This is a genomic window from Chitinophaga sp. YR627, assembly GCF_900114995.1.
Lineage (GTDB): Bacteria > Bacteroidota > Bacteroidia > Chitinophagales > Chitinophagaceae > Chitinophaga.
Map to the genome: position 1 here is coordinate 566,682 of NZ_FOUX01000006.1, position 24,208 is coordinate 590,889.

Consider the following 24,208-nt stretch of genomic DNA (forward strand, 5'->3'; position numbering starts at 1 on the left):
AACAGATCCCCATGTCGCGTATCATTAAATCAGGATTGATTCAGATGAGTTTACCCAAAACAGAAGGCGAAGGCACGATTGAAGAAATAAAGGAAGCCATGATTCAGAAACACATTCCCCTGATAGAAGAAGCAGGCGAAAAAGGTGTGCAGATCCTTTGTTTACAGGAAATTTTTGACACGCCTTATTTCTGTCCGGGACAGGATGCCAAATGGTATGCTTCTGCTGAAACAGTACCGGGGCCTACCACAGAAAGGATGGCTGTCTATGCAAAGAAATACAACATGGTGATCATCGTACCGATCTATGAAAAAGAACAGGCAGGTGTACTATACAATACCGCCGCTGTGATCGATGCAGATGGTACTTACCTGGGTAAATACAGAAAGAATCATATTCCACATACTTCCGGCTTCTGGGAGAAATTCTTCTTTAAACCAGGTAACCTGGGATATCCTGTTTTTCAGACAAGATATGCGAAGGTCGGTGTCTACATCTGTTATGACCGTCACTTCCCGGATGGTGCACGTATACTCGGACTGAACGGCGCTGAGATCGTGTATAATCCATCGGCAACAGTAGCAGGCCTGTCACAGTATTTATGGAAACTGGAACAACCAGCCCATGCAGCTGCCAATGGTTATTTCATGGGCTGTATCAACAGAGTAGGAGAAGAGAAGCCCTGGAATATTGGTAAGTTCTATGGTTCATCGTATTTCGTAGATCCCCGCGGACAAATATTCGCCAGCGCCTCCGAAGATAAAGACGAACTATTGATCGCCTCCTTCGATCTGGATATGATAGACGAGGTCAGGAATGTGTGGCAGTTCTTCAGAGACCGCCGTCCGGAAACCTATGGCAAACTGACGGAGTTATAAGTTTCATTTAAATCACCTATATGGCAGTACGTAATAACAGATTGACTGCTGAGGAATATAAACAGCATTTCAGCGATATACATCCCCCGTTTGAAACAAGGGACGCAGCAATGGTAGACGCCAACCGCTGCCTCTTTTGTTATGATGCGCCCTGTACGAAAAGTTGTCCCACGGGGATCAATGTCCCCAAATTCATCAAACAGATCACTACAGATAATCTCCGGGGCGCTGCGTATACCATCCTTTCCTCTAATATCATGGGAGGCGGATGCGCAAAGGTCTGTCCGGTAGAAAAACTCTGTGAAGGCGCCTGTGTCTACAACCTCATGGAGGAAGAAGCAATCCCCATTGCACGGCTCCAACGTTACGCCACCGAAAAGGCGATTGAGGAGAAATGGCAGCTCTTTGAACGGAAAGCCGCTATCGGGAAAAAGGTAGCGGTGGTTGGTGCAGGGCCTGCCGGATTGAGTTGCGCACATGTACTTTCCCGGGAAGGAGTTGATGTGACCGTCTTTGAAAAAGAAGCAAAAGGCGGCGGACTGATGACCTATGGTATCGCTGCCTATAAAGTCACGCCTGAGTTTTGTTGCGATGAAGTGGATTTTATCACCTCACTGGGTGGTATCAATATCCAGTATGGCAAAGCACTGGGAAAGGAGATCACGTTGGAGGAACTGCAACAACAATACGATGCGGTATATCTCGCTTTTGGCGTCGGACTCGCCCGTCAGTTATACATTCCCGGCGAGCAATTAACAGGCGTTGTAGATGCCATCAGCTTCATCTATGATATCCGTAACAACGATTATCCTACGGTGCCGGTAGGTGACCAGGTAGCGGTGATCGGTATGGGAATGACAGCGATCGATGCCGCCACACAGGCCAAACGCCTGGGGGCGAAAGAAGTAACACTGGTCTACAGAAGAACCCAACAGGAAATGCCCTGTACCGAAACAGAAATGAATATCGCATTACTGGATGGTTGTAAGATCGTCTGGTTAGCAGCGCCTACTGAAATACTGGGAGAAAATGGTCAGGTGACACAGCTGGTTTGTCACATGGTCAAACTGGAAGAAGACGCAAATGGTCGCAGACAACCCGTGATCACCGATGAGAAAATGGTACTGCCGGTGGATATGGTCATCAAGGCTGCCGGACAAATGCCTTACGAGCAACTGGTACACGACTATCAGCTGCATCACAGCAACGGAAAGATCAGTGTAACTGCGAATAGTATCAGCAATATCACCGGTGTATTTGCCGGTGGCGATTGTGTCAATGGGGGCAAAGAAGTAGTAGACGCCGTACAGGCAGGAAAGGATGGCGCAAAAGCAATTTTACAGTACCTGCTGGACGGCGGACAAGCCGGCAACAGCCTTTAAACTTTTTCCTATGGCAGACATATCAGCCAATTTTCTGGGTATCAGATCGCCAAATCCTTACTGGCTGGCGAGTGCTCCTCCAACGGATAAAAAGATCAATGTGCTCAGGGCTTTTGAGGCCGGATGGGGAGGGGTGGTCTGGAAAACACTGGGCAGTCAGGTGAAGAATGTTTCTTCCCGTTATTCTTCTGTCGATTATAACGGCAGTCGTGTGATGGGTTTCAATAACATTGAACTCATCAGTGACCGCCCGCTGGATATCAACCTGAAAGAAATCGCGGAATGTGTGCGTCTATTCCCGGACCGTGCTATGATTGTATCCCTGATGGCAGACAACAACCGGGAAAGCTGGCATGAGCTGATCAAAAAGGTAGAAGATGCCGGTGCACACGGACTCGAACTGAACTTTGGATGTCCCCATGGGATGACTGAAAGAGGAATGGGGGCGGCCGTCGGACAAGACCCTGAGATAGCTGGTCGCGTAGTAGAGTGGGTGATGGAAGTCGCTAAAATACCTGTGATCACCAAACTGACGCCGAATGTACATTCCGTCGTTCCTACCGGAAGGGCATCTGTATTAGCCGGTTCCCATGCATTGTCACTCATCAATACCATTCAGTCTGTTACCGGTGTCAACCTCGATACGTTCGTACCCAATCCCAATGTCGGCGGACAATCCACTTTTGGCGGTTATTGTGGTCCGGCCGTAAAACCGATTGCGCTTAAGATGCTGACCACCATCAGCCAGGACCCTGTTACTTCCCGCGTACCCATCTCCGGTATCGGTGGTATCAGTACCTGGAAAGATGCCGCAGAGTTTATGTTACTGGGCGCTACTACTGTACAGGTCTGCACTGCCGCTATGCGCTACGGTTTTCGCATCATTGAAGATCTCTGTGATGGCCTCAATAACTGGATGGACGAAAAAGGCTTCCGCACCATCGATGACTTTATCGGACGTTCCGTACCAACGCTGACCAGCTGGGAAGAACTGGATATCAATTATCATATCGTCGCCAATATCAACCAGGATAAATGCATTCACTGCGGATTGTGCTATATCAGCTGCGAAGATGGGTCGCATCAGGCCATTAACCTGTCATATGGTAATCCTTACAATACCTATTCGATCAAAGAGGAAGAGTGTGTGGGCTGTAATCTGTGTAAACTGGTATGCCCCGTAGATAATTGTATCACAATGGTAGAACAGCGGAAGGGAGAAGACTATGTGAACTGGAAGGAATTCCAGAAAAGAGGGATGCCATTGAATGACCACTGATCCAATTAGGAATTAGGTAATTAGGAATTAGGAATTGGCGAGCTTTATCTCACTAAATTTTCTTCATTTCTATTTACAAAGCTTAATAGCGAAACGCAATAAATGCAGCAGCTGCATCTTATAACCAATTCCTAATTCCTAATTGATAATTCCTGATTTAAACCGTTCTTCCCATCAGCGGGTCCGTCACACTCACCTTACCCGTCTCCACGTGCCCTGCAAAACTCTCTGCCAGCAGCGTGCCGGGTACACTCACTGTATAATCATACCACTGATGGCTCTTCGCTAAGTTGAGGATCACTTTCGTTGTTTCCTGCGGAGCGATCGTCCTTTTAACTGTGGTGTTTTTGTAACTGTTATCCCTGATCTCGATGGCATGTGCACGGCTATCATTGTTGGTGATCGTAACAACGATGTTACCACTCAATGCAGCAGTACCTTTCTTACCTTTTTCGTAGCTGCTGTCTATTTTGATCAGCGGATTGTTCCTGTCACCTGCGAACTCACGATAGAATCCATTCGGCGCATATACACGCAGGTGGTACCTGCCATTCTCAAATGCGGATACATCCCAGCTATCCTTCAGGGTATCACCGGCAGCGGTGGCATATTGCCAGGTGCGCAGTGCTTCCTGCTGATAAGCATTCATCGCATAAACCATGAAAGGAGCACCGGCAGCTTTATCGCCAAAGGCCGTATTACCAGCCTGGAAACTGACAGCGAATTTGTTCTGGCGTTTGTCATATTCTCCATTCACCAGCAATTCATACGGAACAGCGCAGGCATTACGGGTACCTTTTTCCTGTTGCGGGAAATAGGAGGACTGTGCGTGATCTTTATTGATCTGTGCGACTTCGGTTGCAGAGAGTGCTTTGAAGTTAGCAGGTGCATCCTTGAATTTCGCACTGTAGATCTTTTCCAGGAACTCCTGTTTGTGCAGGAACTCAGGAGATTCGATCTTCTCGCCGCTATAAGGTCTGAATGCAGAACTCAGATCGCCGCAGACAGTTCTTCTCCACTGTGTGATATTCTCTTCTTTTACCTGTTTGTTGAATTTCTTCGCCAGGAAGTTTTCCAGGAATTGCAGAGAGGAAGTATGATCGAACAGTTCAGAACATACATAACCACCTCTTGACCATGGAGACGCAATGACCATCGGCACACGATAACCCAGACCAATAGAACTTTCCCTGATACGGTTAGGCGTAGCGGAAGGGTTGGTCTGCTGATCCTTCAGCACAAAATCCATTTTAGGGTCGATTCCCTGCGATACTTTACCTGTATTCTCCTTGTAAGGGTTCGGTACTGCATAAGGTGGAACGTGGTCAAAAAAGCCGTCATTTTCATCATAGGTAAGGATGAAAATGGTCTTCTTCCATACTTCCGGATTCTGCAGGAGGATTTCCATCACCTCATTTACATACCAGGGACCAAACCAGGGCACACCCGGATGGTCGGAGAAGTTGGCAGGCGTCATCAGCCAGGAGACAGTCGGCAGGGTACCATTCTTCACATCTTCCCTGAACTGGTGGAGGATATCACCTTTAGGGATATTCAGTTCCCTGTCGTTACCAGCGTCTTCATACTTCATGCTCGCCAGATCATGGAAAGCAGGATCTTTACTGTTAACAGTGAAAGCCTTTGCGTTCAGTTGTTTCTTTTCTTCCGGCAGGTTGTTATAAGCTTCCATGGTGTAGGTCAGCTTATCTTCCTCGATCTTCGCCAATACCTTCTTAGCAGCTGCCAGTTTCACGCTGCTGTCATTTGCAGGATCTTTCTCCAGCGCTGCGATCTCTTTCAGGATGTTGGCTTTCTTCAGGTCCAGGTTGGCGATACTACCCGGGTGCAGACGAACATTGAACTGCTTGTAGTATTCCAGTACGTTGGTACCGAAGTTACTCAGCCAGGCGCTTTCTTCTCCTTTCAGACCATACCCCATGGTCAGCTCATTCTGGTATACTTTCCAGGAGATTCCATTTTCCTGGAGTCGCTCAGGATAAGTTTTCCAGTCCAGTTCCGGTGTAACATAGTTGTTGACATTCCAGAGATGCGCTACGCCTTCCGGTGTATTCTTCTCCCTGACGGTACCTGTCATCCAGTAATGACGGTTAGGATGCGTACCGGTAATGCTGGAGCAGAAGTTCTGGTCGCATACGGTGAATGCGTCCGCCAGCGAATAATAAAAAGGGAAATCGGAGCGGTCGCAATACCCCATGGTAAGCGGGGTCGCTACGTATTCTTTATTGGAGGTCTTCTTTACATCCAGCCAGCGGTCATATTTGCCGTCATTACGGGCATCCGTCTGGTCCGTCCAGTTGTGCGGCGTGGATCCCATCCAGGGCACTTTCGTGTCTTTGGTGTTCAGCCGGAAAGGCGCATAGGTCTGTCCTTCCTTGTTGGTTTGCAGCCACACCTTGTTCTGGTTACTGAGACGGATGGCACGGGGATCGTTAAATCCACGTACACCCTGCAGCATACCGAAAAGATGGTCAAAGGAACGGTTTTCCTGCATCAGGAAAACAACGTGCTCCGCGTCATAAAAAGTACTGCCGGGAGCAGGGTTGATCGCTAATGCACGCTGAATGGCAGGCGGCATGGCGTTGGCAAGAGCAGCACTGCCTGATAACAGTGCTGCTTTTCTTAAGAATTCTCTGCGGGTATCCATATATCCAATATGATGATTTAGCTTAGAATGAATAGCGGGCGCCCAGCTGTACCTGGTATGGCGTACCATTCTTTGTCGTAACGCCCACATTCTCGTTTACACGGTATTTGTATTCTTTGGTAGCCTGATCAAATCCAGATACGAATAAAAGGCTCTGATCACCCAGGTTGTAGTTAACACCCCAGTTTTTATTCAGGAGGTTAGCGAAGTTAAACACATCAACACTAAAGGTCAAGCCCTGTGTTTTAAATGTTTTGAAAGTTTTCTGCAGTCTTACGTCAAAAGTACCGGAGAAAGGATTGGATCCACCGTTACGGTCAGCTATTTTACCCAGGCTATTGGTGATATATTTCTTTGCACGGTTCTCCGGATTGTTCAGGACTTTCTCCATAGAAGCTTTAATGTCCGGGGCTGTGTTTTTATTGTTAGGATCGAATACAAAAGCCAGGTCATTGTCAGTACCAGGACCACCTACGAAGTCACCATTGATATCCGCATCTACAGTCATGGAATAACGGGTGCCGGATAAACCTCTGAAAGTACCGGCGAATACAAATCCTTTGATGCTCGGTGTAGCACCATACAGTACGATCTTATGTCTGAACTGGTTATCAGAATAGTTCATTTCGGTCAGGTCTCTCGGATCAGATTTTACTGCTCTGAAAGTAGACGTGTTCGCCACGTTACCATTGTAGGAAGAGTTGTCTTTTGCGTCATTCCAGGTATAGCTCACGTTGAAATAACCATCTTTGAAGTAACGCAGACTCGCATCAACGATCACAGCAGCCTGTCTCAGTTTAGCGCCATTGGTCAGCATCAGTGTTCTGCCTACGTCCTGTGTTTTTCTTCCCAGTACGTTATTGGTTGTACCACTTGCGGTGATGGTATTTGCAGGAACGAATACCGCCCTGTTATTTTCATTCGCAAGACGGAAATAAGGTTCGTCTACCAGGTTCTGATCCAGATATACGTAGTTATTGCTGGTATGAGAGTAGAGGAAGTTCACACCTACACGCAGCCAGTCACCTAAGATCTTGTTATAGCTCACATTACCTTTGAAAATAGAAGGCATTTTCAGATTAGGATCGTTCAGGTTGATGGTAGATACTGTCGGTACGCCATTGATGAGGCCCGGCGCTGTAGAAGGATCTTTTCTGTAAGAAACGAAATCCGGTACCGGTACGAGGCTTGGACCGGAAGCAGGACGGGATACGTCAATGGAAGCCACCATGGTACCACTGTTCTGGATGTTGTTCACCTGCGCATAGTTCACAGGATAAGCAGAGAACATACCTGCGCCGAAGCGGATGATATCTGTCTTGTTGCCTTTGATATCCCAGGTCACTTGTACACGGGGTTGGATCTTACCTGCATCGGTGATCTTGCTGTCAGTACGCAGACCGAAAGCCTTGTCAACTGCCGGATTGTAATCAGCTTGGCTCAGGTAGCTGGTCAGGTCCCATCTTAAACCGATGAGTGCTTCCACGTTCTTTACCGGTTCAAACTGCATCTGTCCGAAAAGAGAAGCATTCAGGATCCATTGCTGTACGGAAGGGATACCTTTTAAAGGTACTTCTCTTGCGTAACGGGAAGGGTTCATGTCAGCAAATTCCTGCAGACTGTTAAAGATGAAACGGCCGTTCTGTTCGCTGGAAATATAAGTGTCCAGGTAAGTGAGGGTGTTATCTGTACCGAAGGTAAAACGATATTTACCCTTGGTGAGATAGGATGTATTCACCAGCTGGATCTGGTTTTCCAGGTTGTTTTCCGGGAAGAAACGTTGTCCGCCCAGCTGTACGGTCGTGTTACCCATCGTACCATTTGGCAGGAAGGAACGGACTGTTACGATCGCACGTGGGATGTTAGCGGAAGGCAGTTCGCTGTTCGGATAATAGTTACGGGTAGCAGTCTGGTATTGTACTTTCAGTTCGTTCAGGAAAGTAGGTGTGAACTGTGTACGTAATGAGGCCAGGGTACTGTTTTCTCTTGACTTGAAATTACCCCATACTTCAAACAGGTTGATATTGGAGTTGTCGCTGTTGCTGTTTGGGTTTTTCCAGTCGCTGTAGTTATTACGGATGGTCAGACGGTTTTTGGCGTTGATCTGCCAGTCCAGACGCAGGAAGAAGGTATTTGCCAGTGTTTTACGCTGGAATTCTCCTACCTGTGGATTATTACTCAGACCATATTTGGTACGGGCGATGTTGAGCAGGGTATCCAGTGCGCCTCTGCTGATACGGTTAGAGATCACATCATTATCGTCTTTCAGATCCGCAATATAGAACGGTTGTTTTTCATCCTGTCTGTCGAGCGCTGCAAAGAAATGCAGTTTATCTTTAATGATTGGTCCACCCAGACTGAATCCATACTGGTTGGTCGTAAACTGCTGCTGACGTTTATTACCCCTGATATCATAAGGACTAGCCAGGAAGTCGGAACGGTAATAGTCAAATACGCTACCGGTCAGTGTATTGGTACCTGATTTTGTTACTACGCTTACAGCGCCACCGCCCTGACGGCCCTGGGTCACGTCATATACGTTGGTGATCACTTCAAACTCACGGATCGCTTCGAGCGACAGCGAATAAGGACCGCTACCCAATGCGCCGGAAGTCAGGTTGTTTCTGGCGCTGGCGCCATCGATCAGGAAGTTGGTAGAAGAAGCACGCTGTCCGCTGATGTTGGTGCCATTCGTCGTAGGCGCCAGTGCGGACAGGTTGTTGAAGTTCCTGTTCTGTGCAGGCAACTGCTGGATATTCTGTGCCGTTATCGCGGTACTGGAACCCAGGCGGTCGATCCTTTTATTCAGTGTGTTTGCATTGATGATGATCTCCTTGAGTTTGCTCACAGATTCGCTCATGGTGAAATCGAGGACCAGGTTATCACCCTGGTTGACGCTCAGTTGGTTTTTGATCTGTGTGGCAAAACCTACGAAGGCCGCTTTTACGGTATACGGTTTACCAAGGGGTAACTGGATGAAGGAATATTTACCCTCTTTGTTGGTGATGGAAACGGACTGGAAACCGGTTGATTCGTTACGTACGGTAACAGAAACGCCGGACAGTCCCTTGCCGTCTTTGCCGGTTATTTTACCGGAGATGGAGGCGTCTGTGGATTGCGCATAAGTCTTGCTGGCATTAGTCAGGACAAAAAGAAGAAGGAATGTGCTGGCAATAAAGGTTGTGTGAATGACAAAATTCTTTATCATTCTTTGCAGAAAAAGATGCATCTTGTGATGTTTTAATTAAGTTTTGATTATTTAGTTAATTAAATGGAGAGGTGCTTCATTACCTCTGGCATAGGAGCAGGAGTGCGTCAACACTCTTGCTTTTTTTATTGTACCCTTTTAGTTCATTGGTCTGCATTTTTAGGTTGTATAATCAGGTGTTGTTTATTAACGATGGTATAACTAAAGCCTGTTCTGGCAGATAAGGTTTTCAGTATTTCATCCAGAGAAGCATGTTCCAGATCGACCGTGTAGACGGATGTATCATTCTCCGGATTATTCAGCTGTACAAAGAGATTGAACCTGTCTCCCAATGCCTGTCCGATCTCCTGCAGGGAAAGTGACCTGGTGACGCGTGTTGCTTTACGTGTAGGTACAGCCACTAATGTGCTGGATTCAATTTTATAGTTGGTGGTGTTTTTATTCATGGTCAGCCGCTGGTCAATGGTCATTTCTGCTGCCAGTACCTTTGTGCCGGATGCATCATCTCTTTCCACACGGATCTTACCACTCATTACTTCCACTTTAAAGTCAGGCTGATTGCTATAGGCGCTTATATTAAAGGAAGTACCCAGTACTTTGATGCGTAATCCTTTTGCATGTACGGTGAAGGGGAGGAGCGCATGTTTTTTTACATCAAAGAAGGCTTCTCCTTCTTCCAGTTTAACATTACGTTCATCGCCTTTTGTGAATGCACTCAAATAGGTGATGCAGGAATTTGCTTTCAGGGTAACGGTGCTACTATCAGGCAATACAATGGTTCTTGTTTCTCCTGCAAGTGTATTGATGCTGACCCAGCTATCCTGCTGTATGGCAGGTTTTTTAAAATAGTGAACGATCAGTATTGTATTGGCGATCACAGCCACAAGCGCCGCCGCGATCTTCAGCACCAGAAATGTCCGCTGCCGTTTACGGGAGATCGCAGATGTGATGCGGTCATATATTTCATTACCGATCTGTTGTTGGCGTTCTGTACTGCCGAATGCATCAAAGGGTTGTGCATCGTTGGTACTGTCATACCAGGCATTCGCCTGTTGGTCCTGATTGTCTGAAGAATTATTTATGTCACCCATATAATAACTCAACCCAGCAAAAAAGAGAAAGTACCGCTGCGCAATGTTAACTGCAGGTTACGGTTTTGTTAACAGGATAATGAGGACGCCGAGAATGTTGGCTGGTTCTGCGTAGAAGGATTGTGTCTTTTTTCTCAGTCTGTCGAGCGCCTGAGAGATATTGTTCTTAATAGTCTGTTCAGAGAGGGAGAGCTCTGTCGCTATTTCGCGGATGGACTTATTTTCCTGACGACTTAATACAAAAGCCTTTCGCATGGTATCTGACATGCTGGCTATTTCATCATTAATGACCGCTTCGAGCTCTTTGGCGTCCAGACTGGAATCAGGTGCATACTGTACCTGTTCGTGCTGAAACTGTGCGTCCCGGCTCATGCTGGCCATATTCTTTTTGTAGAAGCTGATGGTTCTGTTGCGGACGGCCCTGTTGAGATAAGGGGCCAGGGTATTTTCTATCAGGATCTCTTTACGGGAGGTCCAGAGATTGACAAATATATTCTGTACAATGTCTTTTGCAGCATCTTCATCACCGATCCTGCGGTAGCACATGGTATATAATTCTGCCCAGTATCGGTCGTATAAGACACTGAAGGCGAGTTCATCGCCCTTTTTTAAAGCAGTGAGCAGTAGTTTGTCTGTATCCTGAACAACATCCATAATGACGCTCAAATATAGAGTTTGGTAAAAGCATATCATATTAAATTAAGGTTAAGGGGACTGTTAATAGTAGAACAGCATACATCCGCCTCCGGGCTTTTTATATGAGAGACTTTATCTGGACGGTAAAGTCTCTTTTTTATATAACTAATCGAAATATTTATGTTGATCAATTTATCATATATCTTTGCTCAGGAAAACATACCACCATGAGCACACAAACGGAAAATATCGCGATAACGCAGACTGAACAGATCATCGGACAACTGCTGCATACCTGGGATTCTCAGAATAAGAGAGTTACAGCGTTCTTTGCTAAATATGCCGACGAAGATTATATGGACGAAGTAGCGCCAGGAAGAAGCCGGGCTATCTATCTGCTGGGACACCTGACGTCTACCAACGACGGATTGTTACCACTGTTCGGATTAGGAGAAAGACTGTATCCTCAGCTGGAAACACTGTTCAGCAGAAACCCTGACAGAACTTTTGACGAGATTCCGTCTATGGCAGAGTTGAGAACATATTGGGAGAAAGTAAATAACACACTGACGGAACATTTTAGCAAGATGACCGCGCAGGACTGGTTATCAAGACACATGAGCGTATCCGAAGAAGATTTTGCAAAAGAACCTAACCGTAATAAACTGAATGTACTGGTAAGCCGTACCGTACATGCCGGTTATCACATGGGACAGCTGATCTTCCTGAAGAAGAAAGAAAATGCATAATACTTTATAATCATACCGGTGATGTCATGCATCGCCGGTATGATTGACGTGTTTCTTTCTACCCCTCATGCTACATTAAGACACAGTGATAACTACCTCCAGGTCACCGGCAGTACTGTAAAACGGTATCGCTTCCAGTCCGGGAACATAGTTAAATACCCTTTTACCCGTCATTGGGAGCACATTTAAAGGCTTATCTGCCTTCAGACGTACCTGTGCGTCCGTTTTGGATATCTCTGCCATTTCCGGCTTTATAATGCGAAATTCTTCTGTCGCAGGTGAAATGAAAGGTATCATGATGCGTACCCCCAGCTGTTCACCGCCATTATGTTTAAAGCGCAGCGTGATCCTGTCTTTGGAAAAGCGCCAGCTGGTCGTACAGGTGATCTCTCCTGAAGCCGGGGACTGCTGATCTTTATCAACCAGAGAAGCACTGGTTTGTACCACCACTTCTCCCTCTTTATCATCAATAGCCATCCTGGCCGCGAAATCCTGAATATTCATAAAGGTCTTACCTTCTTCCTTCAACTCAATACGTGGCGTCAGACAAACAGACAAAGGATCCGTATCAGGCTGCATATTCCCCGCTTCATATAACTGGTATTCGTTCATACTGGCTGCCAGTATAATACCCGCCTTTTCATGCCATAACATTGACAGCGCTCCGCCGGAAGCATGCCCTCCCTTGAAATCCTTGTAATCCCTGTCGTAAGCCGTAACAGTACCCCTGAACTTACCCACAGCGATCAGTCCTGTCTGTATGTCTGCAAAGTACTTACTGCCATAAGCCTGTTCGCGTGGCAGGGTGACTTTGGCGAACGTCCTCGGGGGTGTTGGAATACCATGGTCCAGGATCGTTGCCAGTGCTTTGATATGACAGAACGTGTGATGCAGACTGACAGGCGCGTTGTGCGAAGAATAATGCAGACCGCCATGTAGCAGACCATCATGTGTACAGGATTGAAGGAGTTGGGTGTTCAGAACAGCTGCCTTGTAGAACTCCGGCACACTATCGGCCATCAGCGCATATGCCGGCTGACAACCATCAGATGTCCTGCTACCCCAATAGGTCCATTTGTAATTACGGGTCCCCCAGCTGTTATCCCAGCCGCCATCTGGTAACATAAAGGCCAGGTGTGCGGATAACAACTCCTGGACAGCCTGTAAGACAACGTCGTCATTCGTGAGTTTAGCATATAGTACCAGTGACGGTAAAGACTCTTCTACATTGTAGCCAAGGTCCACAGAAAGACAGCCCTTCGGACTTTTACTATAATAAGGTCCGCCTTCACCGGATAATAGTTTGTCTTTCGGCGTAATAAATGACAGCGCCTTACGTGCCAGCAATCTTCCCTTTTCGCTGAATCGCTTTTCATCCAGCAACTCGCCAAGTAAAGACAGGCAATAGGTCGCCGTAACGGGATAGTTGATATTACCGTAATCGATGGTGAAGTTGTTATAGATAAAGTCACCGCTTTTCTTTAGCCGGGCAGTCATTTCCTGTTTCAGGGATGTGTCCAGTAAAGCACCATGATGTTTAAGCGCTTCTGCCAGGGCAATGGCGGAGAACACTGTAGTTCCCTTCCAGGCGCCTTTCTCTGGTTCGTTTAACCATGAACCGTCTTCCTGGCTAACCGTCCGTTCCATCCAGCGGTAAAGCAATACTGCCGCATCTGCGTAGCGATGATCCTGGGTTGTAGTTGCCAGGTGCAGGAACGGGTAGATGCAGTCTCCCATTCTGCCATGTATGATGTTCTCAGGCGGATAGATCAGCGTACCGTAATTAGGGTCGTTCTTGTCTGTAATCTGCAGACTTAATAAACGCTGGCCCCAGGTACGGACCAGTTCCTGGCAAAGCGACTGTAATTCGTGTTGTGCGAAAGCGGGAAGCGGTAATCCCTGGGTGGTATACAAAGCACCGAGTAAGCCTGCGGCGCTTTGTTTAATAAAATGTCTTCTGGAGGCGTTGTTCATAGTCGTAAGATGGAATCCTTCCGACAAAGTATGAAATCTTCGCTATAAAGTCAGGGTTATTGTTTGACCGCCCAGAGCGGTTTGGCTTTTACCACCTTTTTGTAGATCTCACAGGTGCTGTGGTGTGCGCCTGGCAGCATACCGATACTCATCAGGAATTCATTCACAATCTCACCACCGGTGAATTTGAACGTCTTCTTAAACAACTTCACCCATTCTTCTTTGGTCCTGGGATGATGCGCCTCCAGCCATTTCTCAAAAGAACCGTATTCTTTCTGCAATTGCAGGATCGTTTTGGCGTTTTCGATGGCCGCGTTGATCTTCAGCCGGTTCCTGATAATATTCGGGTCTGCCATGAGTCTTTCACGGTCAGCTTCCGTATAGGCGGCTACTTTTTTGATGTTGAAATTGCTGTAAGCTTTCCGGAAACCTGCTTCTTTCCGGAGAATGGTTTCCCAGCTGAGACCTGCCTGGTTGATCTCCATGATCAGGCGGCAGAATAACTCGTTATCATCATGGATGGGAAAGCCGTAGTGTTCATCATGATAAGCTTTATGAATAGCTTTCTTTTCTGCTGACATGAATTCGATAGCGCTGCAATATGACATATCTGTGCTGTATTAATCATCCTCTCAGGATGAGGCGTCCAAGGTACTTATTTATTCCCTGTAAAATTGACGACAGCAATCCATTTATATGTATCCATACTGGTAAATCCTGTGTCCTTTCCGGCAGACACTATTTCTCAAACACCAGCGCATCTGCATGCGCGCCCAGTTGTTCCAGTGTCGCTGTCAGTTCCTGTACCATCTCGTCAGGACCACAGATGTAAAAATGTTTACTGAAATCTTTAATCTCTGCTTTCAGAAAATCACTGTCTATCCGGCGCTGATCATGTTGACTGTCTTTCTGCCGGGTAACTGTAAAATGGGCATTATCCCCCAGGATATTTTTCAGTTCTTCCGCCAGGATAATGTCTTCATCCGTTTTATTGGAGAAAAAGAGTTTATTATCCCGGGCTTTACCTGTTGTATACAGGTGCCGGAAGATCGCAATAAAAGGTGTGATACCAGCACCACCTGCGATGAAATAGCCCGGGCCTTTGTATTCAATAGCTCCCCAGGATTCACGCAGGATCAGTTCATCCCCTGGATTCAGCAGACTAAGCTGATGTGTGACACCCTGATGGTCCGGATAGATCTTGATGGTAAACTCCAGATAGGGCGCATCTGTTAGCGCGGTAAAGGTGAATGGATTTCTTTTGTCTTTCCAGTCTTCTTTATTGATAGACAGCTCAGTTGCCTGGCCGGGCGTAAAGGTGTAGTCTTCCGGTTTCTCGAGTCTGAATCTCCTTACGTCATGGGTAACGTATTCTGCGGATAGTATTTTAACGATAGCTTCCATAAGATCAATTTTATTGGACGGTAACAACCCGTGGCATGTTTTATGCTCTTAGCAATGTAAACAAATAATATGGAAAAACATGAGTTCCAGGGAGATGCAGGTAACAATGGTGCACACCAGCAGCCTTTTGTGATCGCAGACCTGGCGGATGAACTGGGGGTATCATCGCAGGAAATACTGGCCGCTGTTGAAATAGTGGGAGATGATCCGGTAAGGGTAAGAGAATTTATACGCCGTAACCACACAGAAATAGACGATACCAACGAAGTATAAGCGCCGCCCTCCGGGCGGTATGATATATCTTCCCGGCGACTAACGCAAGGTGACCTTCCGCCGGGTTTTTAACATGTCCACCTTTTCCGCCGCATGTTCGTTTGCCCATGATTCCAGTGCTGCCAGCGCCGGTCCTAATGCCTTACCCTTTTCGGAAATACGGTACCATACTTCCGGTGGAAAGCCGTTCTTTTCGTCCCGGATGATCAACTCGTCCTGTTCCATCTGCCGCAGCTGTTCCAGCAGTACCTTCTTCGCCACTTTGGGAATAGCCCGCCACAACTCTGTAAACCTGATCTCTTCCTGGTGGAAGAGATAAAAGAGGATCACCGGTTTCCACTTGCCGGATAATACACCCAGCGCCACATTCAGACCGCAATATTTAAATTCGTTATAGTCCATGGTTACAGAAAGGTAAACAGGTTACTTAAAAGTTACCTTCATTAGATTCCGAAGCAGTTCCCTCATCTTCGTGCCGTCAAAATTAAACGAATATCATGAAAGTACAATTACTGAGAAATGCTTCACTGGTACTGACAATCGGGGAAAAGACACTCCTGGTTGATCCGTATTTAGCGCCTAAAGAAACGTATAACGCATTTGACTTTACCGGCAACGACCGCCGGAACCCACTTGTAGATCTTCCGCTGAGTGAACAGCAGTTAGCTGACCTCATTGCACATACTGATGCCGTTTTACTGACGCATATCCATCCGGATCACTGGGATGAGAAGGCCCGCGAACTATTACCTAAACACATACCAGTCTTATGTCAACCTGCGAATGAGGCTACCATCCGGGAACAGGGGTATACTCATGTAAGGCCCGTTGCTGATGAACTGACCTGGGAAGGCATAAAGATCAGCCGTACTAGCGGACAACATGGCACCGGACAAATAGGTGAAAGAATGGGCATCGTATCCGGCTATGTGATCAGTGATGGTTCAGAGGCGGTGTACATCGCCGGAGATACCATCTGGTGTGACGACGTGCAACAGGCACTGGATAAATACCAGCCAACCAAGATCATTGTCAACGGTGGCGGCGCACGCTTTGCAGAAGGAGATGCTATCGTAATGGATATCCCGGATATCTTACAGGTATGTAATTACGCACCCGCTGCCAGTGTATGGGTCGTACACCTGGAAGCAGTCAATCATGGCAAACAATCCCGTGAGGATATCCGGAAAGCTGTGCAGGACCATCAGCTGGCACACAGGTGCTTTGTACCGGAAGATGGTGCGTTCCTGTTCTAGAGCACAATAAAAGTTTTGTTATACGGGAAATATTTCAAAAATTGGGCGGCGTAAAGCAAACCCGTTTATGAGATACTTTCCCGTTATTCTTTTGTGTCTGTTAACCCTTTCCAGGACTTATGGTCAGATAAACCTGCGTCAGCCTTTCCTGGATTGTAAAGTAAAAGGCAGTATTACCCTGTATGACTATAACAAACAACAGTGGTTGTACAGCGATAGTGCCGACGCATTAAAAACGACCCAACCGGCATCCACCTTTAAGGTGATCAATCTCCTGATCGCACTGGAAACCGGTGTCATAAAAGATGAAAATGAAGTGGTACGCTGGGTTGGTTCGACAGATACCGTCCTATATGGCTATCGCCCGGATATCTATCATGACATGACCGTTAAAGAGGCTTTTCAGGTATCAGCAGGTTGGGTGTTTATCGAACTGGCAAAAAAGGTAGGCCGTAAGCGCTATCGCACTTACCTGGAGCGATGCCACTATGGCAATGATGATCTTTCAGAAAAAGGGGCGGACTTCTGGAATTTTGGCAACTTCGGCATATCCCCACAGAATCAGGTGGCGTTTTTAGTAAAGGTATTTGATAACAAACTGCCTTTCTCTCAGCGCAACATCGATATACTGAAACGGGTAATGATAACTGAGGAAGCTGACGGACATGTCATACGTTCCAAAACCGGCTGGACAAGGGTAGATGGGAATGATATCGGCTGGTGGGTAGGCTATGAGACAAAAGGAACGGAGACTATTTTCTTTGCTACCCGGATCATTAAGCGGAGAAGTGAACCTAATCCTGATTTTGGCGCCTGCCGCAAGAAGATCACGCTGGAAGTATTGCGACAATTAGGTTATTGATATCAGTGTACCTGATCGCCTCCATTGACTGCTGAGGCGATTAGATACACTAACATCATCTTATGCCGTGGCAGCAGCGGAAGTATTGCCCGCAACACTGTGTAACGGCTGACTTATTTCAAATGAGATCGCAATGGATGCGCCTCCATCATTTTTTAGCAGGAGTTCTCCGTCTATATCATTTGCCAGTCCGCGGATAAGTTTTAAGCCCAGTCCGCGTATCTTACCCTCCATAGTCTCCTTTGATATACCAATCCCATTATCTTTTATCGTCAGCTGAGCGCGTTCATTATTGGTGAGTAATGAAATGCTGATGCTATTGCCTGTCTGCGGTACCGGGAAGGCATATTTGATCGCATTGGTAACCGCCTCGTTAACGATCAGTCCTAAAGGGATCGCCTGAGATACGTCCAGTTCCACGTCATGTACCTGCACATTGAACAGTAAGTTGTTTTTAACATTGTAGCTCAGTCGCAGGTACTGCACCAGTTCAGGCAGGTAAACGCCCATATTGACAGAAGAGACGTTCTCATCGTGGTACAGCTTCTGGTGGATCAGCGACATAGCATAGATCCTGTTCTGACTTTCCTGTATGGCCAGTAAGGCTTCATTCTGCAGATAAGCAGACTGTGATTCCAGAAGACTCACGATCGTCTGAAGATTGTTCTTTACACGATGGTGTACCTCCCGCAGAAGCCACTCTTTCTCCTCTACCAGCTGTTGTAATGCAATGTTCCTGGTCAGGGCATCCTGACTGGCTTTTCGCTTGATACGGTACTGGTTGTATAGGAGGCCTACAATTACGAGCAACAGTGCAATGCTGCCTAAAGTAATTTTACCCACCATCGCAGAGCGGGACAGTTTGGCCTTCTGCAACTGAGTGTCCTGTTTCAGGAGACGGATATCCTGGTCTTTCTTTTGTGTTTCATATTTGATGATCATGCCGTCCATTGCCTTCCGTTGGGAAATACTGAATACAGAATCCCGGTAGTACATATACTGATGCATGTGTTTTAATGCCGAGAGGTAGTTGCCGGTGGAAGAATCAATTCTGTACAACAGATTATAGGTGGCTGCAAGATCAGGTGCTGATATTTTACCAATGGGATGCTCCAGTGTAAGAGAGGCATATTTGCGGGCAAGGTCAAAGTGGCCGGTTATAAGATAAAATCTGGCTACTGCACTATATGCAGTTAATGTTTCCGCATAGACGAACTGTGGAGGGAAGTTTTTTACATTTTCCAGGAACAGCAGATATTGTTCCAGTGCCTTTTGCATGTTACCGGATTCCTCATATGCACCGGCGGCCTGAATGCTCAGCATCATTTTATTGAACACTGTTTCCGGAGGGTACTGATGATTGAATTTGTCTATTAACTTGAGCGCTTCCAATGGTTGATTTTCGCGCCGGAGCAACGATACTTTGGCCAGAAAACTTTTATACCATAATATCTGTGTTTCTTTTGTCAGTGGTATACTCAGCGCCCGGTCATTCCACAGGTAAGACATTTTTACTTCGCCGGCATTGTTGAACATTTGTGCCAGGCGCATGCAGATAACTGTTGAAAAGGCCGTATCTTTTGTTGCCTCCATTGCCTGTACCGCGAGGTCCGCGTATCTGACGCCTTTTATGGCATCGCCCCGAAGTCCATGCATATAGGAGATATTACTATAGGAGTATTGATGATGAAGATATCCGATCTCTTTCTCCTTCGCCAGTGCGTCCATCATTTCCTTTTCCACGACAGGAGGGTTCGTACGTAAATGCTCCAGTATCGTGTGATGCATAAGGTTGTATTCCAGCATGCCCCATTTATTATCTCCTGCGATCTTAAACGCTTCCCGGAAGTAGTTTTCCTTCTGCGGGGTGCCTACTGGTAATCCGTTGGCCTGGTATATGAGAGAACGCACCAGCGATCGTTTCTCGCCTGATTTTCTGCAGAGCGCTACCGCCTGACTGAAATAAGGTTGACTTTTGGCGATATCCCCCATATCAGCATAGAGTGTTCCTAACAGCCAGTAACTCTGTAACAGCCAGAAATTATCGCCTGACGCCTGACTTTCCTGTTGTAATTGCCGCATAAATGTACCCGCTTCTTCAAGATCAGCAGGCTCACTACCCGGCCGGTGCAGATAATAGTTGCTCAGTTCTGCCAGTAACTGTAGCCTGGCGGTGCCTTTCATTGTATGTACAAGACTGGTGGCTTCGGCTATCCTGCCTGCATCTATCAGCGCCTGTCCGGGATAGTCACTGCCTGTTTTATATCCCTCATTATAGGGCATTAACCTGCTGACATTATAAGTGCCCGTTACAAAAAGTAAAGCACTGTCCCGGTCCAGCTGCCCCTGAGAAATACCATACAGGTAGTTCCCCGTAGACAGCAGCAGTAACCTTTGCATATCCGTGTTATAGGAGGGAGGGAACTGATTATGCAAAAGTTGTGCGTTCAGTACAGTGCATGGCAATAACAATAGCCAGCAAAAAAGTATGTGTCGGTACATGGTGGGATTTTGGTTTGTGAGGGCAAAATACAAAATGATCCGGCGTTTCAGGGAAATAGCTGCACAAGATAAATAGAAGAGTCCGATAGGGGTAAATGGAAGTTGGCGTGTCTTAGTATAAACCATGTTTTTCATTATTAACAACACAACACGCAACAAATGAACACAAAGGCTTTATTTTCACTGTTTTCCCTTACTTTATTATGCTTCGCCTGCTCAAAAGATAAACAAACAAACGCTTTCGGAGATGATGTACAAACACATTACCAATCCGGCGCGACCCTCGAAATACAGGACCTGGCGCTTTACACGAAAACAGATATTGTATATGATCCGGAGACCATTAAGCAATTCCTCGACATTCATCTGCCCGATACGCAGTCTTCGTTAAGGAAGCATTTCTACTGGAATCAGACGACTGCCACTGATCTCGACATCGCCATTGCTGTAGATTTTCTGCCTGATAACAAAGTTCGCTTCAATACGAGGCTGACCCGTATCATCAGCAAAACAGATACGAGTATGGTCCTGGAAGAGATAGACGCAACGGATGTACCAAAAGCAGGAACTGCTCCCTGCGATGTGGCGCATGACAAAGTAGCGAAGATTACTCCACTGAGTAACTGTCCCGCCGGTAACTGTACGACATACCATAAAACCTATCCGATCGTCATCAAAAACGGTAAGTATTATCTGCCCACATTATACTTCATGGCGATCAACACGCACATAGAATATGTATTTGGTATGCCTGCGACGATCACCTGTTTTAAGTTATCGCAGGATTATCCGATGCTGAATTTTGTAAATCCGGAACTCTCTGCATCGATGGATGCGGGAGATACGATACTGGTGCAACGTGCAAGACTTGCATTAGAGAGGAAATAAAACGTAGTGTCATACTATGAAGCTGCCGTGTAGGAATACCGGCAGCTTTTTTATTTCTTTTTTTTGCTAATGATGTTATAGTTCCGCTTGCTATTATATGTAATTATTCGTTTCAGTTATAGTACAAATTAGTCGTGTTGAAGTCTGTAATCTGCTACCATGGCTAGATTTAAGCAAGTGTCCAATATGTTTATCTGATACTTATATGAGGCAGGATGAGTTCGCGTACACACATGAGATAGCGAACGCATGAAAAAATATTTTTCCACATTCTGGAAGGAAATTCCAATGCATGGAATGGCCAGGTCCGTTGGAAACTACATAATTTGTTGATTTTCAGATATTCGCCACGGTGGCGGCATTCCGGCATTTTTTTAGTGTAAATGTTACACGTACATGTACTGACCGATAGAATAAATATATGACCCGAATATTTCGTTAACATAAACGCTTTAACCAATTCATATCCTGGTTAATAAATTTTTTATTACAGAATCACCTTGCGTTTTCTATATTTGCGACGCGAGAAAATTTTAACCATATCTTTTAAACTACAACATGAAGAAGAACCGCACCTACCTGGCGCAGGCATTGCTTTGCGCGTCTATCCTTGCCTTGTCTACAAGCTGCAAAAAAGAAGAAGCAATTCAGGAAAAATTAAATGCCGACAGTGACCTTGCTGTTACAGCAACAGCTACCGGAAGAGAATTTACATTGCTGCCGGATGCTACCGGCCGACTGGCAATTGACAATTCTGCCGGTACTTACAAAGCAGGAGACATCATCAATCTTAAAGGGACAATTAAAGTATTGCAGATCTCTAACATGAGCGGTAGTGCTTCTGCGCCAATTGTGGTACGCAATCTCGCAGGTAATACTGTAACGATTGGTAACCCTGCCTGGAACGGTGGTGCATACGGTGTTGCCTGTGTATTCTGGAACTGTCATTACATTCGTTTCGGCGGACAATCAGGTCAGTCATCCGTTATCATCAGCGGTTCTACCGCAGCTGCAAAAGCATCTTATTATGATCTTCAGCTGGGTAACAAAACAGATAACATTGAAGTATCCAATCTGACGATTCAGAACGGTGGTAATGGTATCGTTGCGAAGACAGATCCGGTGAAAGGAGATGCAAGCACGGCTTATCCAAATACAACCATGATGAACCTTAAGATCCATGATGTACTGATCAAAAACACGACCAATGAGGCGATGTATATCGGTCATACCGCTACTTACTGGGATCTGACAGCGAATGCGCCATATTATGGTTCTACTTCTGCAATGACCAGCGGTCACCAGTATGTACAGCCTGTGATCTGGCGTAATGTGAAGATCTATAACAACACCTGTAAAGATATCGGACTGGATGGTATTCAGACAGCCGCTATCGATCAGCTGGAAGTCTACAACAATGAAGTGACCAACTGGGCATTGCAGACTGATAGTTATCACAATGGTGGTATCCTGATCGGTGGCCGTACTACCAATACCAACGTACACGACAACTGGGTACACGATGGCTGGGGTGAAATGCTGCAGTTCTACGGTTCCGGTGAGAACGGTGCTACGCACATCATCAATAACAACCTGTTCTCTAAAAACCAGGGTGAAGGTCTGAGCATCAGAGGTACTGCAAATGCGGTGGTAAAGATCACCAACAATACGATCGCCTGGACAAAAGGAAACAGCCTTCGTCTGAATGGCAGCACCGGTATGAAAACAGCACAGATCATCAGTAACAACGCGTTTATCAGACCTATCAATGGTGTCACTACCATTACCGTAAGAAACTACATCTATGCGGAAGCAGGCGCTGTCTTTACAGAGGGTACAGGTTCCGTGGTGAATAAGAAATTCCCGACTGTACAGTCAGCAAAAGTAGACATCAATAACTACTATTTGCCACTGGCAGGTTCTCAGATGGGAAATGCCGGTTACAGAAAGAAATAACTGTCACACTTAGCGTAATGACGCCCATGGATATTATTCCGTGGGCGTCTTGTTTTCATGGATAGTGGTATGCATTTATGCCATTTGCAGGCCTAAGCGGCTTCTGGCCGCCAGTTGTTTACCGTGATTGACGATCGCCATCCCATACCGGGTTTGCTGTCCGTTCCAGTAGGCGAGCGCCGTTTCAATATCTTCGTGATCATTCAGGCTATTTGCCAGTACAATCGCATCCCTGTAAGCTTTCGCCGTTCCGGAAGCAGTATGAGGCCTGACTACAAAAGCCGCGTCTCCCATTATAGCAATGCGGTCCTGGTACATCTTTGGCACGGCAAGATCAAAAATGACCTGTACGAAAGGATGTGCTGTCTGTTGTACGCGGTCGCGCAGGATGGGCGGCAATTGTTCATCTGCCAGTTGCTGCAGTGTCGTAAGACTCTCTGCATTCATCCAGCCTGCCGGTACAGTGAACTGTCTTTCCTGTCCGTTTTTATCGATCATTAATTTTTCCAGTTCAGCTTGTGTCTTATTCAGGTACCATACCCAGTTGTACAGGCGTTTCCCTTTCTTCAGTTCACCATCTGGCCCCGGTACCATATAAGAGAGTAGATGTGAGTTCTCATAAGGAAAGAGCGTGAACTTATCAGAGAAGAAAGCAGCTTCTTCCAGTGTCAGTTCCTGTTCAGGAATCAATCCTCTGTATGCGACATATCCTGCGTATGCCGGTATCACATCAGGATATATTTGTCCTCTCACGACGGAATTATATCCGTCAGCCCCGATGAGCAATTCCGCTGTCACCTTTTTTCCATTGCTGAATGTGGCCGTCACTGCATGTGGATGTTGTTCGGTCGATTGTAATTCATAACCATAGAAATACCTGTCAGCAGGAAAGAAATCTTTGAGCTGCCGCCAGAGATAATTCCAGGAGGTGAACTGTGTATCATTCGGATATCTCAGCACCGGAGCGCCGTTTTCATCAAGGATCTGTCTTTGTCTGGCTGGTACGCCAAATACGTCTTTCGGTGCTATACGATGCTCCATCAGGTAGTCCATCATTTCCGGTTGTATGACAAGACCCGCCCCTCTGTCTTTCATATCCTTTGCCGCGCGTTCATATATTTCCACGTCGAAACCTTGTTGCATCAGGGCAATGCCTGCACTGAGGCCGCCAATAGAGCCGCCTATAACAATTATTTGCATGATCG

At 46.5% G+C, this 24,208-nt stretch carries 19 protein-coding genes; 9 read left to right on the forward strand and 10 right to left on the reverse strand.

All coding sequences use genetic code 11. From position 1 onward, the window contains the following. Positions 1-11 precede the first annotated feature (11 nt). From BMZ72_RS31385 to preA, 3 genes are read left to right on the forward strand one after another with little or no spacing between them, the layout of a single operon-like run. Positions 12-878, forward strand: a complete 867-nt coding sequence (locus tag BMZ72_RS31385) for a nitrilase-related carbon-nitrogen hydrolase (RefSeq protein ID WP_177222987.1) — start codon at positions 12-14, stop codon at positions 876-878. Between the two features lie 20 nt (positions 879-898). Continuing rightward, entirely contained in the window at positions 899-2,260 is a 1,362-nt protein-coding gene (locus tag BMZ72_RS31390; RefSeq protein ID WP_089814597.1) for an NAD(P)-dependent oxidoreductase, read from the forward strand. Between the two features lie 10 nt (positions 2,261-2,270). Continuing rightward, a complete protein-coding gene (gene preA / locus BMZ72_RS31395; RefSeq protein ID WP_089814599.1) occupies positions 2,271-3,539 on the forward strand; it encodes an NAD-dependent dihydropyrimidine dehydrogenase subunit PreA in 1,269 nt (422 codons plus the stop codon). Between the two features lie 157 nt (positions 3,540-3,696). Here preA and BMZ72_RS31400 read toward each other — a convergent pair whose 3' ends face one another. The 4 genes from BMZ72_RS31400 to BMZ72_RS31415 form a co-directional block, all read right to left on the reverse strand. Then, complete coding sequence (locus BMZ72_RS31400) at positions 3,697-6,204, reverse strand: phosphocholine-specific phospholipase C (RefSeq protein WP_089814601.1); 2,508 nt, start codon at positions 6,202-6,204, stop codon at positions 3,697-3,699. 22 nt (positions 6,205-6,226) lie between these two features. Beyond that, a complete protein-coding gene (locus BMZ72_RS31405; RefSeq protein WP_177222988.1) occupies positions 6,227-9,433 on the reverse strand; it encodes a TonB-dependent receptor in 3,207 nt (1,068 codons plus the stop codon). 122 nt (positions 9,434-9,555) lie between these two features. Beyond that, complete coding sequence (locus BMZ72_RS31410; RefSeq protein WP_143087834.1) at positions 9,556-10,503, reverse strand: FecR family protein; 948 nt, start codon at positions 10,501-10,503, stop codon at positions 9,556-9,558. Positions 10,504-10,560: 57 nt separating this feature from the next. Further along, positions 10,561-11,157: an RNA polymerase sigma-70 factor gene (locus BMZ72_RS31415; RefSeq protein ID WP_089814607.1), complete on the reverse strand. Its 597-nt coding sequence runs from the start codon at positions 11,155-11,157 to the stop codon at positions 10,561-10,563. Between the two features lie 209 nt (positions 11,158-11,366). Between BMZ72_RS31415 and BMZ72_RS31420 the strand changes: the two genes are divergently transcribed. Next, positions 11,367-11,888 carry a DinB family protein gene (locus BMZ72_RS31420; protein WP_089814609.1) on the forward strand — a complete coding sequence of 174 codons (522 nt, stop codon included), beginning with the start codon at positions 11,367-11,369 and terminating at the stop codon, positions 11,886-11,888. A gap of 75 nt (positions 11,889-11,963) precedes the next feature. Here the strand turns inward: BMZ72_RS31420 and BMZ72_RS31425 are convergent, their stop codons facing one another. The 3 genes from BMZ72_RS31425 to BMZ72_RS31435 all read right to left on the reverse strand — a co-directional run bounded on the left by BMZ72_RS31425 (position 11,964) and on the right by BMZ72_RS31435 (position 15,266). Then, a complete protein-coding gene (locus tag BMZ72_RS31425) occupies positions 11,964-13,862 on the reverse strand; it encodes a hypothetical protein (protein WP_089814612.1) in 1,899 nt (632 codons plus the stop codon). Between the two features lie 56 nt (positions 13,863-13,918). Continuing rightward, on the reverse strand, positions 13,919-14,470 hold the full coding sequence (locus BMZ72_RS31430) for a DNA-3-methyladenine glycosylase I (protein ID WP_089814614.1): 552 nt from the start codon (positions 14,468-14,470) through the stop codon (positions 13,919-13,921). A 130-nt stretch (positions 14,471-14,600) separates the two neighbouring features. Further along, entirely contained in the window at positions 14,601-15,266 is a 666-nt protein-coding gene (locus tag BMZ72_RS31435) for an FAD-binding oxidoreductase (RefSeq protein WP_089814615.1), read from the reverse strand. A 69-nt stretch (positions 15,267-15,335) separates the two neighbouring features. Between BMZ72_RS31435 and BMZ72_RS31440 the strand changes: the two genes are divergently transcribed. Further along, positions 15,336-15,539: a DUF3606 domain-containing protein gene (locus tag BMZ72_RS31440; protein WP_089814617.1), complete on the forward strand. Its 204-nt coding sequence runs from the start codon at positions 15,336-15,338 to the stop codon at positions 15,537-15,539. 39 nt (positions 15,540-15,578) lie between these two features. Here BMZ72_RS31440 and BMZ72_RS31445 read toward each other — a convergent pair whose 3' ends face one another. Continuing rightward, the gene (locus tag BMZ72_RS31445) at positions 15,579-15,941 is read right to left on the reverse strand and encodes a winged helix-turn-helix transcriptional regulator (protein ID WP_089814619.1); all 363 of its coding nucleotides are present in this window, start codon (positions 15,939-15,941) and stop codon (positions 15,579-15,581) included. Positions 15,942-16,036: 95 nt separating this feature from the next. Between BMZ72_RS31445 and BMZ72_RS31450 the strand changes: the two genes are divergently transcribed. After that, positions 16,037-16,795 (forward strand): MBL fold metallo-hydrolase, encoded by a 759-nt coding sequence (locus BMZ72_RS31450; protein ID WP_089814621.1) that lies wholly within the window; start codon positions 16,037-16,039, stop codon positions 16,793-16,795. A gap of 67 nt (positions 16,796-16,862) precedes the next feature. Then, on the forward strand, positions 16,863-17,657 hold the full coding sequence (locus BMZ72_RS31455; RefSeq protein WP_089814623.1) for a penicillin-binding transpeptidase domain-containing protein: 795 nt from the start codon (positions 16,863-16,865) through the stop codon (positions 17,655-17,657). 60 nt (positions 17,658-17,717) lie between these two features. Here BMZ72_RS31455 and BMZ72_RS31460 read toward each other — a convergent pair whose 3' ends face one another. Continuing rightward, complete coding sequence (locus BMZ72_RS31460) at positions 17,718-20,057, reverse strand: sensor histidine kinase (protein WP_177222989.1); 2,340 nt, start codon at positions 20,055-20,057, stop codon at positions 17,718-17,720. 261 nt (positions 20,058-20,318) lie between these two features. On the opposite strand from BMZ72_RS31460, the gene BMZ72_RS31465 reads away from it, so the two are divergent. Beyond that, positions 20,319-21,047 carry a hypothetical protein gene (locus BMZ72_RS31465; protein ID WP_089814628.1) on the forward strand — a complete coding sequence of 243 codons (729 nt, stop codon included), beginning with the start codon at positions 20,319-20,321 and terminating at the stop codon, positions 21,045-21,047. A 558-nt stretch (positions 21,048-21,605) separates the two neighbouring features. Then, entirely contained in the window at positions 21,606-23,003 is a 1,398-nt protein-coding gene (locus BMZ72_RS31470) for a right-handed parallel beta-helix repeat-containing protein (protein WP_089814630.1), read from the forward strand. A 75-nt stretch (positions 23,004-23,078) separates the two neighbouring features. Here BMZ72_RS31470 and BMZ72_RS31475 read toward each other — a convergent pair whose 3' ends face one another. Continuing rightward, complete coding sequence (locus tag BMZ72_RS31475) at positions 23,079-24,203, reverse strand: FAD binding domain-containing protein (protein ID WP_089814632.1); 1,125 nt, start codon at positions 24,201-24,203, stop codon at positions 23,079-23,081. Between the last annotated feature and the right edge of the window lie 5 nt (positions 24,204-24,208).